This window comes from Paenibacillus sp. FSL E2-0201 (assembly GCF_037963325.1).
Taxonomy (GTDB): Bacteria; Bacillota; Bacilli; order Paenibacillales; family Paenibacillaceae; genus Paenibacillus_AQ.
Genome location: NZ_CP150154.1, coordinates 352889 through 369319 on the forward strand (window position 1 = coordinate 352889; position 16431 = coordinate 369319).

Genomic DNA, 16431 nt, shown 5'->3' on the forward strand with positions numbered 1-16431 from the left:
GATACGTGGAGAGGAGGCTCTGGGATATCTTTTGTTATCATAATCTTGCGGTGATAGAAGGAGAATACGATGAGCACATTTAAAAGCTGGTTGAATACCACCAAAAACGGACTAACAGATCAAGTGAAGAAATTTAAAAATAAAGATTTCATGAATGCGGTAGTTGCGGGCTGCGCCTTAGTTGCTGCTGCCGACGGTAAAATAGAAGAAGCTGAAAAGAATAAAATGGCCGGCTATATGAATATGAGCAATGAGCTAAAGGTATTTGACATGAGAGACGTCATTACCCAGTTCAACTTTTATGTAAGTAACTTTGAATTTTCCCCGGAAATCGGTAAGCAGGAAGCACTCAAAGCCATCGGTAAGTTTACCGGCAAACCGGATGTGGGGCGCGTAATTGTGGGTGTATGCTCAGCTATCGGCTCTGCTGATGGTGATTTTGATGACCATGAAAAAGCGGTTGTACGGCATATCTGCGGTGTCTTGGGATTAAACCCTAGTGAATTTAGTTTATAAACGATGTAATACCATATACATGAGTTCGGATGAAACGTATTTAGTTCTTTAGCGTATCACTGATAGAACATACAAAAGCTAGACTAACAAATGGTGATTCTTTTTAGGGAATGGAGGTACGTAAAGTTGGCTGGAATTAATCTGGTAAAAGGTCAGAAGATTGACCTCACAAAAGGTAATGCAGGCTTATCTAACGTAATTGTAGGTTTGGGCTGGGATCCAGCTGAGCCGTCTCGCGGATTCTTCGGGATGAAGAAACAGGCCAACGTGGACTGTGATGCTTCAGCACTGATGCTTAATGAGAACGGTAAGCTAGTTAAGAAGGGGAACCTGATTTGCTTCCACAATAAGCAAAGCCCTTGTAACTCTGTCATTCATTCCGGAGACAATCTCACGGGTGATGGAGACGGAGACGATGAGCAAATCATGGTCAACTTGAATGCCATTCCTTCCGATGTACACAAGGTTCTTGTAGTCGTGAATATTTATGATGCTACGAACCGTAAACAGGATTTCGGACTGATCAAATCAGCTTATATCCGTGTGATAAATGCTGTAGGCAACAATGAGCTGATCCGCTTCAACCTATCTGATAATTACAATGGTTATACAGCGCTTATTTGTGGGGAGCTTTACCGGCAAGGTGGCGAATGGAAGTTCGCCGCAATTGGTGAGGGCAGTCACGCGGCGCATATTAATCAACTGGCGGAACGTTACGTATAATCCAAATAAAAGAAAAGAGGAATGTTATCATGGCAATTAATCTATCCAAGGGTCAAAAGATCGATTTAACAAAAACAAATCCAGGTCTGTCCAAAATCACAGTAGGTCTTGGTTGGGACACTAATAAATATGACGGCGGTAAAGATTTCGATTTGGACGTTTCCGTATTCTTGACTAATGCGAACAGCAAAGTTGAAAAAGAAACGAACTTTATTTACTTCAATAATAAGCAAAACGAAAATGGTTCTGTTATTCATACAGGCGATAACCGTACTGGAGACGGCGATGGCGATGATGAGCAGGTTCAAGTAGACCTTCTGAGTATCCCAGCGGATGTAGAAAAGATAGCATTCACTATTACTATTTATGAAGCTGAAGCTAGAAGCCAAAACTTCGGACAAGTTTCTCGTTCTTATGTACGTATCGTAAATGATTTGAACAATGAAGAACTAATTCGTTTCGATTTGGGTGAAGACTTTTCTATTGAAACTGGCGTTGTTGTCGGTGAGCTATACCGTCACGGTGCAGAGTGGAAGTTCAATGCAATCGGTAGCGGCTACAAAGACGGCTTGAGCGGTTTGACTCGCGATTACGGCTTGCAATAAATCTTGTGGTATAAATCTTGTAGTATTGATCTTGTGGTTACACAATGAACTGAATCTACTCATGAAAGAAGGTTATGTCAGTGACGATCAGTCTTTCCAAAGGACAGCGGATTGATCTTACCAAGACTAATCCAGGTCTAACAAAGGTAGTTGTTGGATTGGGCTGGGACACTAATAAGTATAGTGGAGGTCAAGATTTTGACCTCGATGCTTCAGCGTTTCTGCTTCATGAAGACGGCAAAGCTAAAGGTACAGATGATTTTGTATTCTATAACAACCCTAATGGTGGTGCAGGTTCCGTAGTCTATACGGGGGATAACCGTACAGGTGAAGGCGACGGAGATGACGAGCAAATTATCGTTGATTTCAGCAAAGTGCCTGCACATATTCAGCGGATTGGTATAACTGTAACGATTTATGATTACGAAGCTCGTGCACAGAACTTTGGACAAGTCTCCAATGCTTTCGTACGTGTGGTGGATGCTTCGACGGATCGTGAAGTGCTCCGTTACGACCTGGGTGAGGATTTCTCAACAGAGACGGCAGTTGTATTCTGTGAATTCTACCGCAATGGTGCGGATTGGAAGTTCCAGGCAGTAGGTAGTGGTTTTGGCGGCGGCCTTAGCGCATTGTGTAAAAATTATGGGCTGGACGCGCAATAGCATCTTCCGGGCGGGGTCATCACCGATCCTGCCCTTTTTTTGGAATTTAAGAAAGTATAAGTTTCACCCTCACAAAGGACCTGGATTAGGTCGCGGAGTATAAACTCCATTTTGTGGGGTTATTTAAAAATGTAAGAAAGTATAAGGTTCACACGATACTTTGAGTCTTATATTTCTCGCTTAAACGCTTGCCCTCTTTATGAGGACGCCGAAGGCGTTTATGCTTGCTCCATTTATAAAGGTGGTGTAAGAATGGGTATTACAGTTGTCAAAGGACAAAAGGTTGACCTAACGAAAGGAAATCCTGGACTTGATTCTCTTATTGTAGAGATTGGATGGCAATCGCCATCTGCATTAGAGATCGATACTTCTGCTTTTCTGCTTGGTGCACAAGGTAAAGTAAGCAAAGATGAGGATTTGATATTTTATAATAATCCGTCTACGCCTTATATCAGATATAAGGAAATGCCTACATCCAACAGTCTCAAGCAATTTGACGTGGAACTAAATAAAGTTCCTTCTGATGTGATGAAACTCGCGTTTACACTCACCATTTATGATGGCGAGAAGCGAGGTCAAAGTTTTAGGCAGGTAAATCAGGCCTATTTTCGGATTCTGAATCAAGTAACAGGTGCGGAGCTTCTCCGATGTGATCTTGAAAATCATTTCTCCGTGGAAACGGCTGTTGTGGTAGGAGAATTATATAGATATAACGGTGAATGGAAATTCAGCGCCATTGCTGCAGGATTTGCTGGCGGTTTAAAGGAGCTGTGTCTGAACTTTGGGATAGAGGCGAACGATGAACCTACACCAACACCGACACCGACACCGACACCAGTACCTAAGCCTGCAGCTCCGCAACCAGAGCTTAAACGTCAATCAGCGCCGATCGCGGAGCCTAAGATTCAAATTCCGCCACCTCCTGCAGCTGCACCTTCACCTGTAGGACCTCCACCGATCAATCTCAACCTGAAGAAGATCGAACTGAAGAAAAAAGGTGATTCGATCAACCTGAAGAAATCAGCTGGTGGTTTAGGTGAATTGCTGATTAACCTCAACTGGAATCAGAAGCAGGGCGGAGGGCTTTTTAATCGTAAAAACGGTGTGGATTTAGATCTTGCTTGTCTATATGAGCTGAAGAATGGCAGTAAGGGAGTTGTTCAGGCGCTGGGCAATGCGTTTGGTTCGTTAAACCAGCCTCCATATGTCATGCTTGACGGAGATGATCGGACAGGCTCTGTGACAACTGGTGAGAATCTGCGGATTAATGGTAGCAAAATTTCCGAGATTGAACGAATTCTAATTTTTTCTTTTATTTATAAAGGTGTTACCAATTGGTCAGAAGCTGACGGTGTTGTCACGATTACTCAGAGCGGTGGACCCGATATTGTTGTCAATTTGGACGAGCACAACAACCGTAAAGGTATGTGTGCAATCGCGTTATTTCGGAATGTGAATAACGAGACATTCAGTGTTGAACGGCTGGTCCAATATTACAGTGGTCATCGGGAGATTGATGAGGCTTATGGTTGGGGACTGCGCTGGGTTGCTGGCAGTAAATAGACGATTTTTTCGGAGGCGCAAGTGTAATGGATTGGTTCGCTGATTTTTTCAGGAATATTAGTGAGAACTACGGGCATTTTTTCTCATGGAGCGATGTCGTAGGTACGCTCTCTGACCCGGTTAGCTGGGGGATTATAGGGAGCTTAGTGCTATTGGAAGGGCTGCTCTCTGCAGATAATGCGCTCGTGCTTGCTGTTATGGTGAAGCATTTACCTAAAGAACAACAGAAAAAGGCGCTCTTCTACGGAATCATAGGTGCTTATGTATTCAGATTTTTGGCTATCGGTCTCGGGACCTTTCTTATCAAATTCATGTTGGTTAAGGTTCTCGGTGCAGCCTATCTCTTTTATATCGCTTATGGCGGATTGTTTAAGGGCGGCGGCGACGAGAAGATCGAGAATAAGGGGTTCTCTTTTTGGAAGACGGTTCTCCTTGTTGAATTAATGGATATTGCTTTTAGTATTGATAGTGTCATTGCTGCATTTGGTGTTAGTAACCAGGTTTGGGTGCTCTTTATGGGCGGAATCATAGGTGTTCTGATGATGCGGGGAGTAGCGCAATTATTCTTGAAGCTTATTGATAAAATCCCGGAACTTGAGCGTGCTGCTTTTGCGCTTATTGCCATTATTGCCGGTAAAATGCTCGCGGGCGCTTTTGGATACGAAATGCCACATGTATTATTCTTTTCAATCATTATTCTTGTATTCGGTGGTACGATTCTTTACAGCGTACTGCGTAAGAAAAAAGAAGCCCATAGAAATGCTTGATTTCAAAGGTAGTTGAACACTGCTGCTTTCAGGTAATCGTATATGTTTATAGCGTAGGCCTTCACTTATATATGAGAGAACCGGATAAGGTATAGCTGGTTCTGCCACTCTCTATAGGAGAGGCCTACGCTTGTTTTGCTTGGCTTCGCAAAACTATAAGGGGGAACCATCTTGAGATACTTCGATTACCTGACGATTGAACAAGAAACAGCCTTATTTTATAATCGGCCGATTTCATTTAACCATAATACTACGAGCAAGGATTTGTTGGCATATGCTGTTGGTGCTGCTCTTTATATGCCAGCAACTCGTGCTAGTGTTCCAGAAGATATTTTGAAGCTTAAAAGTGCAGGACTTGTAACCGTTATTATTGATCTGGAGGATGCGATCGGAGATAACGAGGTTGACCATGCAGAGGAGTCTCTCATTCAGCATCTTATTTTTCTCGCCGCATATGAGGAGAATGAGCCAAGCGGGAGTGATAGTCTTCCGCTTCTTTTCATCCGAGTTCGTAATCCAGAGCAGCTGCGGCAGCTGATTTTTCGATTAGGATCTTTGGTTACGATGTTAACGGGTTTTGTTTTTCCTAAGTTTTCGGTCGACAATGGAATCCAATATTTTGAGGCGATTGCCGATTACAATAGAACGCGCAGCTATTCAGATCCAGTGCTATACGGCATGCCAATCCTGGAAAGTGCGCCTATTATTTACCGCGAGAGCCGGGTAGACAGTCTTTTATCTATTCGTAATTTGCTAGGGAACTATCGTGAGTATGTGTTGAACGTTAGAATTGGAGCAACAGATTTTTCTAGTTTATTCGGACTGCGTCGAAGTCCTGATATTAGTATCTATGATCTTACCCCTATTCGAGACTGCATATCAGATATTATTAATATCTTTGGTAGAGTGGAAGAGGGATATGTAATTTCCGGACCGGTCTGGGAGTATTTTGCGAATAAAGGACATCGGGTGCTTCGGCCACAGCTAAGACAGACTCCGTTTGAAGACACCTATGGTAAAAACGGCCGCGACATGCGAAACAGTTACATTTCTAGCAGCGTGGATGGGCTTATTCGTGAAGTGATTTTAGATAAAGAAAATGGGATCTTGGGCAAGACAATTATACATCCCTCACACCTCAGACCTGTTCAGGCCATGTACACGGTAATGCACGAGGAATATGTTGATGCCTGCAGTATCGTAGAGAGTAACGATGGTAGCCTAGGAGTCTTCAAGAGTCAATATTCTAATAAGATGAACGAGATTAAGCCGCATTTGAACTGGGCAAAACGGATTTTACTACGATCACAAATATACGGGGTGTTACATGAACAACAGCATTTTGTCAGATTATTACCCGAGAACGAATTTACACACGTATAACATAGTCGAGAACCTACAGGTCACGGTTACTGAAACATCTAATCCCTTTCATTTGCCTGCGGATACTTTATTCTCCATGGCAGCCCGGATTAATAAGAAGCGCTCCTTTTTGTTCGTCAGCAAGGTGCTTGGCAAACATATCCCTGTTAATCCATACACTCCTCTACTAAGTGGTGCTGCATTAGCGCTGCTGTTATATCAGGAGATGAACGATGATTCTACAGATAAGGGTAGGATGGATGACTTATTGAATAAAGCTGTGCATGGACTGATTCACCCTGAGTCTGCCAAGGAAGCCTATCAACATTTGCTAGGAGCACGGTTAGTTCTTCCTAAGCCTGTTGTTTTTATTGGCTTTGCTGAGACTGCAACTGCACTCGGTCACAGTGTGTACAACATGTTTGCCGATGCAGCATCATATATTCATACTACGCGTGAACATATCCTCGATTTGGAGTCGATTGTTAGCTTTGAAGAGGAGCATTCACATGCGGTCGACCATTCATGTTACGCCTTGAATGCTGAACTATTATCAGGGACTGAGCCGATTATACTGGTGGATGATGAGATTACAACGGGGAATACAGCAATTAATACGATCCGTGATATTCAGTCCAAATTCCCTCGGGAGGAATACGTAGTCGTTTCTATTTTGGATTGGAGGAGCGGTAATAATCTTCACACCTATAGCGAATTAGAACAGGAACTAGGGATTCGGATTAAGTCCTTATGTTTACTGCAAGGTAGTATTGAAGTGAAAGGCACGCCTTTGCTTCATGCTGGGAATGACAAAGATTTATGTCCGTCTTCAGAAGAAGCCGAAGTGGTGACTACTTATGTGGTGGACGGTTTAGAACGTCTGCAGGTGACATCTATAGATTCATATGGCGACACTAACGCATCTCCTTATGTGAAATACAGCGGCCGATTCGGTCTGGATTCGCTGAATAATGATGGGATGGATGAAGGCGTCACCCGGATTGCGGCACAGCTTAGAGAACTACGAGAGGTGGATTCTAGGACTCTTGTGATGGGTGTAGGGGAATTTATGTACCTTCCTATGCGGATAGCGGCTGAGATGGGGGAAGGTGTTTCCTATCAGTCTTCCACACGCAGTCCAATACATCCTGAGCATCGGGCAGATTACGGGGTACATAGTGCTTTCGCATACCCTTCAGCTGGTGATCCGGAAATTACAAACTTTATTTATAATGTAGCCCCTGGTCAGTATGATGAAATATTCGTGCTGATTGAGCGTGATGTACCGCATGAACGAATGAAACCGATGCTTGATATACTGAAGGCACTGGCCCGCCATAAAGTGCATCTTATTGTACTGACTCCTGAAGGAAGAAGTGGAGGTCCCCAGGATGAAGGGAACAAGTAAACATAAAGTCATGGATAAACAAATAGCAGAACCGGTTCCGCTAGGGAGCTATCCACCGTCAGATGTTACGTTTTTGCTCAAGGATCTTAGTGATGTATCGCTGGAGCTGGCGACGGAAGTAAGGGAGGAAGCTATTCAATCGGGTGTCCATTATTCTGAGATGCTGCCTGTTGAATATCAGCCTACCGAGCAGTATATTGACTTGTTTCATGAGACGCTGCAGCAATCGGCTAAGAGGGTAGCTTTGGCTGTTGCCATTGTCTCTGAGATGATTGTCGCAAGAAGAGGGCTAGGTTGTGTGCTGGTCTCTTTGGCTAGAGCAGGAACACCCATTGGTATATTGATTAAGCGTTATATCGCAGAGAGATACGAAGTAGATCTACCGCATTATAGTATTTCTATTATTCGGGGCAAAGGGATAGATGAGAATGCGATTCTCTATATTCTGCAGAAGCATGGACTTGATTCTGATTTGCAGTTTGTCGATGGATGGACAGGAAAAGGGGCTATCCGTGGGGTGCTGATTGATTCTTGCAACAGCCTCTATGAGAAGTATGGTATTCGCTTAAATGATGATCTTGCCGTATTGGCTGACCCTGGAAACTGCGCAGGCATGTTTGGGACTAGAGAGGACTATCTCATTCCTAGCGCCTGCTTAAACTCTACTGTTTCAGGATTGATGAGCCGAACGGTGTTACACGCTGATCTCATTGGTCCTGAGGATTTTCACGGCTCAAAGTTTTATAAGGAGTGGCTGAATGCGGACGAGTCCAATGTATTTATTGATACAATCTGTCCGTATTTCTCTTCCGTAGTAGCAGAAGCGAAGAGCGCCTGCGAACAGATGCTGGAGCATCCGCCCGAAATCACTTGGCAGGGTCTTCGTGATATTCAGAGTATTCAGGAAACTTTCGGCATAGATAACATCAATCTGATAAAGCCGGGAGTCGGAGAAACAACACGCGTATTACTGCGCAGAGTACCTTGGAAAATTCTTGTCGATACTATGGATAATCCGAATCTAAAGCATATTCTTCTCTTAGCGAAGGACCGGGGCGTTCCTGTTGAGATCTTTCCTGGAATGACGTACTCCTGTTGCGGAATAATTAAACCGCTGAAAGGGGAGACGGAATGATATATGCCAGTGATCTAGATCGTACTTTGATCTATTCTTTAGGTGCAATTGGTGTTCCTGAGAATACTCCGGGTCTAATTCCGGCGGAAATTATCGAGGGGAAGACGAGATCTTACATTTCGCAGCAAGCATTAAATCAGCTACTCGATCTTACCACACGGGTTATTTTTGTCCCGGTTACTACGCGTACGGTACAACAATACAAGCGTATTAATCTGTTTCAAGAAACGGTCATACCTGACTATGCCGTTACAAGCAATGGGGGGAATATTCTAATCGGTGGAGTTGTCGATAAGGAATGGAGAGAATCAATCGGTAGGTTGGTAGCTCGTCACTCTGCTGGGGCTGAAGAGGTTAGATCATATATCAAGGCAGTTGTACGTGAGGATTGGATCATTAGTGAGAATTATTGTGATGATCTATTCTACTCCTTCATGGTTTATCGGGATCAGTTACCTTTAGATGAAATCACTAATCTATCAGATCGGCTCTATAATCTCGGCTGGAGAGTTTCTTTACAAGGCCGCAAGCTGTACGCTGTGCCGGCAGCCGTGAACAAAAGCGACGCTATACTTCATCTGCGGCGCACCGTTCGCTCTGAGCCTATGGTAGCTTCTGGAGATTCCTTGCTAGATAAGAGTCTCCTTGAGAGTGCTGACTATGCTATTGCCCCCTGCCATGGTGAAATATTTGCAGAGCAACAGAGTGGTCTTGTAAAATCAAGATATCCATTCACGAAAGAATCAGGTGTATTTGCTGGAGATGAGATTTTGCAGTATGTAAATATGATCTATAATAATCTAACTGCATTGGGAGTGGGGCCACTATGAAAAAGGTAAATATTTATTTCAATCGTTGGTTTTCCGTGGCTTACCATTATATGAATCTCCTCCGCAATAACGAGGATGGTATACCGGTTCAAATCTTTGCGACACACCCGGATATCCGCCATATGTCGCTACAAGGTGCTGACTTTGCTGAAACCGAGCCGGCGCTGAAGGGAATAGAATATGTTCAGTTTTGCGTTGATTTCTGTCGGCGTAATGAGATCGATGTTTTTATTCCACGCTTGCATATGCTTGATATTGCTCTCCATGCGGCAATGTTTGATGCGATTGGTACAAAGGTTCTGGTATGTAGAGATCTTGACCTGCTGGAGTCCATTATGGACAAAGGTAAATTTTACGAGAATGTTAGTGAGCAGGGCATCATGAGTATCCCGGATTATCATGTAGTTAGTACAGCGGAGCAGTTTAAAAATGCTTACGAGGACCTTGTTGCCAAGGGACATCGTGTTTGTTTTAAGCCAACTGAAACAGAAGGTGGGTTAGGCTTCCGTATGATCGACAATACCCGCGATCCTCTTCAAGAGCTTTTTGGGTATGTAACTCCATTGATTACGTTTGATGATGCCTATCGTATTCTTGCAAGCAAAGAGACCTTCCCTGATCTGATGGTGATGGAATTACTGGAGGGATACGAGTATAGTATAGATTGTCTGGCAGATGAGAATGGTAAGCTGTTAGTAGCTGTGCCACGTCGAAAAGTGGGCGGTCGTCTGCGATTGATGGAACATATTCCTGAACTAGAGGAGATTGCAGCTAGAGTTGCAGAAGTTTACAAGATCCCCTTCAATTTCAATATTCAAATGAAATACAATGGAGATACTCCAAAGCTGTTGGAAATTAACCCGCGAATGTCCGGTGGACTGCATATGTCATGTTTGTCAGGGATTAACTTTCCTTATTTAGCCGTCAAAAGTGCCCTCGGTGGCGAGGTTCAGCCTATGAATTTTGAAGGAGATGTACTGGCCAGCCATCTGGAGCAACCGATGATTATGAAAATAAACGGCCAATCCGTCATTTCGGACGCCGTGAATTGAGCGTTCATAAAGTCGCTCACAAGAGGTGAGAACAATTCAGTTTAAATCAAAAGTATTACTTTACGCCGGTATCGGTTATGTTGTCGCTGTATTAACGAGCTCTCTTCTGCCTGAGTTCATCTCTTTGCTGTTGCCTTTAGCGGGTGCAGGGATAGGTGCTCTAGTCACGAGAAGTCCAAGAACTAATCTACCGGCGGAGGTGTTGCCAGCAGGTCCCGTGACGGCACCAATTGCTCCGCCGCCCGCTGCGAGCGCTCCACAATTAAGCAACGCAGCAAATGATACTACATCAGGTATTCACGGCTATGACGGTAAAACGGAGGACGCTGTGAAGATTGGACCGGAGTTCGCTCCGGTTGTGGAGTATCTTAGCATTCTGGAAGATATGATTATCTCAGAAGGGCAGAAGGATACGCTGGACAATGAAATTGTCGAGAAATCATTGGCGCTCTTCGCGAGGCTTCAACGTGTAATTCCACTGCTGCAGGAGCTGAATAACGGCGAGATTAATCATACGGTCCGCAGATTGATTCTGAAGGATTTAAATGGTGTAATCAATCCGTTCTTACGCCTAGGCGGTGAAGCAAAGACGAAGAATCGGAGAATGCTGCTGAACGGTCTAAGAGATGTCGATTCCAAAATATCGGATATTGCGTCCACGATCGAACATAAAGACCTGATGGAACTTCAGACGAAGGCGGAACTGATTCATCAGCGGTACAGCAGTTCCGAACTATAGGAGGGAATCCCATGTCCACGCAGTTGATCCAATTAAAAAAAGAAGATGAACAAAAGGTAGTCGAGGAAGCGGCACAATTAATTGAAAAGGTATCCCAAACGGATACTGTTACACTAGATTCCTTGATGGATGATATCGGTAAGCTTGGAGTTAAGACGCAGGAAAAAGCAGGACAAACCTTGAAGCTGCTGGATCGTCCAGTGAATGACCTGATGTCAGGCAAACGTGTTGAAGTGCCTAACATGATTATGAAACTGCGGAACGAATGTGAGAATCTGCAGCAGAGTAAGAATGTGAGCTTCTTCGGCAAGATGCTGCGTAAGAGTCCGATGAAGAACTATGTGTACAAATATCAGTCGGTCCGCACGAACATTGATGCCATTGTTACAGGGCTTCGCGACGGTAGAGATACCCTCGAAGAGAGCATTGTGAATATGCGTCAGCTAAAACGTACCTCCATGGAAGAAATATATAACCTACAGACCAAAATTGCCTTCGGCAATAAGCTGAAAGAGCTGTTCGAGGTGGAGATCGCGAAGCCAGAGAATGAGTTCCGTAAAGCGTATCTTGAGCGTGGTCTGCGTAAAGTGATGGTTCGTATTCAGTCGATGACAGAGATGATTCTGCTGTACAATCAAGCGATTGCTGCTACAGATATCATCAACGACAATAATGATAAGTTGATTGATTCTGTGAATAACGCCATTGATAAGACCTCTAATTTAATTACAGTATCGGCAATGATTGCGATGTCGTTAGCGGATCAGGAGAACGTCATCAACGCTGTTGAAGCGACGAATAAGACGATTGAAGATCAATTTAAAGAAAATGCACGTCTACTGCGTACCACTACGGAGAAAACAACCGAGTTGCTATCTAAGCCTTCTATGTCCATGGAAGCTGTGAACCAAGCGATCGGCGATTTGCTTAGCGCTTTAGACACTTCAGAACAGTCTAACCGTCGTATTATTGAAAGCTGCCAGGATTATACGTCTAAAATGACGGCAATCAATACTCAACTAGGCAATCGTTTAGGATTGAATGAGGCGGACAAGCCGCAGGCGCTGAAGCAAGGAGAGGCTGAGAGTCAACTTAGCAGCTTCTTGAACTAATTGTTTCTGAAATTCGCATGAATACACAGTATAGGATGTAAAGCCTGTTGAATTTTTCAGCAGGCTTTTTTCTTTGTTCTTTTTTCAACATTAGTTATAATATATTCCAATTTACTAAAATTTTCTCATGAGATATTATGGTAAAGATCTGATGGATTTATTGATGCTCAGGTGCACCTAAGATGAAAGGATCGGCTTTATCATGCGCTGTTTCAAGAGAAACGGGCATACCTATTGGGAGGGGTAAATGGATGGGCAGAAAGTTTAGGGGAATATTAGCTGGTGCACTGGGCGTAAGTATGCTTTTTAGTTCTTTAGGGGTAGTAACAGCACAAAATAGCAAGGATTACGAAGGCCATTGGGCTCAAAAAGCTATTGATAGCTGGTTAGACAGCGGCAAGTTGAAGGGTTTTGAAGATGGCTCTGTAAAGCCAAATCAAACCATAACAAGAGCTGAGTTTATGACATTGGTCAACCGTGCGTTTAATTATACGAAGCTAGCTAAGATTAGTTACGATGATGTGCCTTCTACTAACTGGGCATATAATGAGATAGCGAGAGCAGTTGAAGCCGGATATATCCAAGGATTTAACAACGAGATGCGTCCGAATGCTCCAATTAACCGCCAGGAAGCAGCAGTCATTATTAGCAGACTGTTGAAACTGGAAGGGGGGAGTGTTGATGAGCTGAAGGTGTTTAGCGATGCTGGACAAATTGCTGCATGGAGCAAAGAAAGCGTTGCTTCAGCAGTTAAAGCCGGTGTTCTGAAAGGATACCCTAATGGGACTTTTGCGCCTGGACAGGCATTAACCCGTGCAGAGTCCTTGACACTGATTGATTCCGCTGAGGCTCTTACACATATAGTGTTGCCGACAGCTTCTCCAGTTACAACTTCTTTGCCTAGTGTTGCGCCAACGGCAACGGCAACTGCAGCATCCGCTGGCGGAGGCAGTGGTGGCGGAGGAGGTGGTGGTGCTGGTGGTGCTGGTGGTGCTGGTGGTGGTCAATCTGAGGCAACTTCTACTCCAACCGCTACACCCACACCCACTGCTTCACCAACGTCAACCCCTGAACCTACAATGCCTATAAAAGAATTGCCCGCCTTAGATATTCATATTACATCTACTCCAAATGAGTCAGTCACAAATTCCGTTTATCTGAAAGTTGACTTTAGTAAAGTTTTTGACACAATAGTGAATCAAAATGATCAGATCACTTACTATATTACATCCGAGCCGATTAATGACAGGGATCTCCGCTGGGGCCTTACTAATCTTAACTCATATATAACTATGTCCGGTTATACAGCTCGACTTATGCCCGAAATCACGGTGTCTTCTAGTTATATAGATGGAGGTGGAGATGGAGAAAAGTATGTATCGGTTGTTGTTAGAAACCATAAAGAAGAAATTACAGGATACTACACCCAAAAGATGAACTTGAAGTTCTCGCAAACGGAGCAAGCCAGTGACATGGTGAAGTTAGAAAGTGGAGTAACCATTACACAAGAAAAATTTATCTATGACGGTTGGATAAATCCAGGGGAATACTATTCTGATATTATTGATGTTACAAATGCTTTTGCACAGTTAAATGGTAATGCGGTTTCTTATACGATCTCCCCTAGGTATTATCGGGATATGGACATGAATCCTCAAGCTAGCGAGATCATTACTACTCCACATTTGCTTTATAAGGATACAAGGATTAGAGTGGTCGAAACTACTTATTCTTCCGGCGGGGCAACATCACCAGGGTATATTCCTATTGTTTACGAGTCCTATTATAACTATAAAACCTACAACGAAGCAGAATATATGATTGTGTTCTATGACACCAATTTGAAGGCTATCGCTTATTACAAAGGAAAAGTTCAATTAAGTGACGAATTGGCAGTTGAAGCTGCCGAGAAGAGGATTGACGATATTCCAATCAGTCTAGGGTTGAATGAAGAGGATACTATAAATAGGGCCACTAGAGCCTATGAGGCACTTAATGAATCACTCCGTGGGAGGATTAGTGAGCAGCGTAAAGTCAAACTTATGAATGCTCAAGAAACTCTTGAAAAACTTAAGAAATCAGGGCCGTTACAGAACCTCGCGCTTGTCTCTTCCTATATTGGTATTAGAGAATTTCAACTCAACGGTACGTTAGTTAATGCGTATACTATTGACTTCCCGGATACTTTAAGAAGAGAGATTGGAAGCTTTTCTTACTATATTACTAAAAATCCGATCACTGCGAACGATTTAGAGACTCCTAGTATTTACGGTAAATATGCTTTTTCGGAGATTAATACAATACTACTGCCTATTCGGGATAAGATAGGTGATTATAACGTAACGATAGTTTATTACGATAAGGCAGATAAGCCACTGCGCTATACGACAAAGCAGATGAACTTTTCAGTCCTTTCTCCAGCATGGGACAATTCAGTGGTTCAAGTGTTGGAGGGAGTGACTATGGAACGTCATTATGGCAACGGCGGACGTGTAGACTTTATTGATGTCCAAAACTACGTACGCGCACACCGGGAGGCTGTATATTTCACAGTCACATCAAGATCGATGCTGGAAAAAGAACAAGCTTTTACGGTCGAAAATGTGGTCAAGAATTTGAATCAGGTCTATCAAGGAATGGCCGTTTTCAATTCTTCTGATCCGGCTTTAAATGGACAGACAGAAGAATATATCGTTATTTTTTATGATAAAGATTATAAGGCAATAAGCTATTACACAGGGGTCCTGAAAGACTAATAAGGGAACAAGAACTCACAGCAATCATAAAGCCCTATCCTCATACATAAGTTGTCACAAGACTACATGTGTAGAAAGTGGGGATAGGCATATGATCTTAGGGTGTTTGATACTCGTGCTTATCATCGTAGCCAGCAGCGAAAAAGCAGAAGCGATAGCCAAATTGAATGACGACAGTTAGCGGGAATTAACATCAATTCCTCTAAGAAATTCGGGGATTTTCAACCACAACTTGGTTCAAGTAATTTCCAGCGGGTTATTGGGTATAATAACTCAAGGCTGTACGATTAGCCCTTACCTTAACTAGCTGGAAATACCAAAATCCCTAAGGAGGTCACATGGAGAACGAGGCGCTGCTTCAGGTTGAACAATTGGCACTCAAGAAACAGAAAATCTTTCGGCAAAGTATAATGCGTTATATTGCCAGAGCCATGCTGGCCAGTATGTTTATCGGGTTTGGTGTAATTGTAGCCTTCAAGACAGGTAACTATTTCTATATGGAGCATTCACCATTTGCGTATCCGATGGCTGCAATTACTTTTGGAGCAGCGATTATCCTTATCTCATACGGTGGAGGGGACTTATTTACCGGAGATACCTTTTATTACACGTATACAGCTTTGAGACGTAAAATGAAATGGTCCGAGGTTGTACGCATGTGGGTTATGAGTTATATCGGTAATATCCTTGGTGCTGCTGTATTTGCATTATTGATTTTTTTAACAGGACTGTTTTACAGTTCTGATGTAAATGGATTTTTGCTATATGTGGTTGAGCATAAAATGGGGGCTCCGGCAGGTCAGCTTTTTTTCCGTGCTATCCTCTGTAACTGGCTCGTGTGTATGGCTTTTTTCATACCGATGAATATTAAAGGCGATGGGGCTAGGATGTTCGCAATGGTCTTATTCGTATTCTGTTTTTTTATCTCCGGTTATGAGCATAGTATTGCTAATATGTGTACCTTTGCGATTGCATTGGTCCTTGACCATCCTGGAACGGTTTCGTGGGCCGGTGTGGTACATAATCTTGTGCCTGTTACAATCGGCAATCTAATTGGTGGTGGAGTTCTGATGGGGGTTATGTATTATTATGTGAACAAACCTTTTCTGGACGATACAAAGCACTAAGAAGCTCGGTTAACGCGTAACTTCGCTCTCTAAAAGGGCGGAGTTTTTTTGTGCTGCAAGAAATTTATTCGCCA

Annotated in this window: 15 protein-coding genes; all 15 read left to right on the forward strand. The window is 43.4% G+C overall.

The features are described 5' to 3' along the window. The first annotated feature begins 69 nt into the window (after positions 1-69). The 15 genes from NSU15_RS01610 (at position 70) to NSU15_RS01680 (ending at position 16357) form a co-directional block, all read left to right on the forward strand. Positions 70-516, forward strand: a complete 447-nt coding sequence (locus NSU15_RS01610) for a tellurite resistance TerB family protein (protein ID WP_042123532.1) — start codon at positions 70-72, stop codon at positions 514-516. Between the two features lie 126 nt (positions 517-642). Further along, on the forward strand, positions 643-1239 hold the full coding sequence (locus NSU15_RS01615; protein ID WP_042123533.1) for a TerD family protein: 597 nt from the start codon (positions 643-645) through the stop codon (positions 1237-1239). A 29-nt stretch (positions 1240-1268) separates the two neighbouring features. Further along, positions 1269-1844 carry a TerD family protein gene (locus NSU15_RS01620; RefSeq protein ID WP_042123535.1) on the forward strand — a complete coding sequence of 192 codons (576 nt, stop codon included), beginning with the start codon at positions 1269-1271 and terminating at the stop codon, positions 1842-1844. 80 nt (positions 1845-1924) lie between these two features. Then, a complete protein-coding gene (locus tag NSU15_RS01625; protein ID WP_042123537.1) occupies positions 1925-2506 on the forward strand; it encodes a TerD family protein in 582 nt (193 codons plus the stop codon). A 252-nt stretch (positions 2507-2758) separates the two neighbouring features. Further along, the gene (locus tag NSU15_RS01630) at positions 2759-4069 is read left to right on the forward strand and encodes a TerD family protein (protein ID WP_042123538.1); all 1311 of its coding nucleotides are present in this window, start codon (positions 2759-2761) and stop codon (positions 4067-4069) included. 26 nt (positions 4070-4095) lie between these two features. Continuing rightward, positions 4096-4836 carry a DUF475 domain-containing protein gene (locus NSU15_RS01635; RefSeq protein WP_042123539.1) on the forward strand — a complete coding sequence of 247 codons (741 nt, stop codon included), beginning with the start codon at positions 4096-4098 and terminating at the stop codon, positions 4834-4836. A 171-nt stretch (positions 4837-5007) separates the two neighbouring features. Then, entirely contained in the window at positions 5008-6219 is a 1212-nt protein-coding gene (locus NSU15_RS01640) for an HpcH/HpaI aldolase/citrate lyase family protein (protein WP_231574007.1), read from the forward strand. Positions 6220-6295: 76 nt separating this feature from the next. Continuing rightward, on the forward strand, positions 6296-7606 hold the full coding sequence (locus NSU15_RS01645) for a phosphoribosyltransferase family protein (protein ID WP_042131780.1): 1311 nt from the start codon (positions 6296-6298) through the stop codon (positions 7604-7606). Then, complete coding sequence (locus NSU15_RS01650; RefSeq protein ID WP_042123541.1) at positions 7590-8741, forward strand: cysteine protease StiP family protein; 1152 nt, start codon at positions 7590-7592, stop codon at positions 8739-8741. The genes NSU15_RS01645 and NSU15_RS01650 overlap by 17 nt, the downstream gene beginning before the upstream one ends. Then, a complete protein-coding gene (locus tag NSU15_RS01655) occupies positions 8738-9571 on the forward strand; it encodes an HAD family hydrolase (protein WP_042123542.1) in 834 nt (277 codons plus the stop codon). The genes NSU15_RS01650 and NSU15_RS01655 overlap by 4 nt, the downstream gene beginning before the upstream one ends. Beyond that, positions 9568-10623 carry an ATP-grasp domain-containing protein gene (locus tag NSU15_RS01660; protein WP_339288881.1) on the forward strand — a complete coding sequence of 352 codons (1056 nt, stop codon included), beginning with the start codon at positions 9568-9570 and terminating at the stop codon, positions 10621-10623. The genes NSU15_RS01655 and NSU15_RS01660 overlap by 4 nt, the downstream gene beginning before the upstream one ends. Before the next feature lie 34 nt (positions 10624-10657). After that, a complete protein-coding gene (locus NSU15_RS01665) occupies positions 10658-11362 on the forward strand; it encodes a hypothetical protein (RefSeq protein ID WP_042131781.1) in 705 nt (234 codons plus the stop codon). A gap of 11 nt (positions 11363-11373) precedes the next feature. Then, positions 11374-12474, forward strand: a complete 1101-nt coding sequence (locus NSU15_RS01670) for a toxic anion resistance protein (RefSeq protein WP_042123546.1) — start codon at positions 11374-11376, stop codon at positions 12472-12474. Between the two features lie 251 nt (positions 12475-12725). Next, positions 12726-15230: an S-layer homology domain-containing protein gene (locus NSU15_RS01675; RefSeq protein ID WP_339288882.1), complete on the forward strand. Its 2505-nt coding sequence runs from the start codon at positions 12726-12728 to the stop codon at positions 15228-15230. 338 nt (positions 15231-15568) lie between these two features. Further along, positions 15569-16357: a formate/nitrite transporter family protein gene (locus tag NSU15_RS01680; protein ID WP_042123548.1), complete on the forward strand. Its 789-nt coding sequence runs from the start codon at positions 15569-15571 to the stop codon at positions 16355-16357. Positions 16358-16431: the final 74 nt, after the last annotated feature.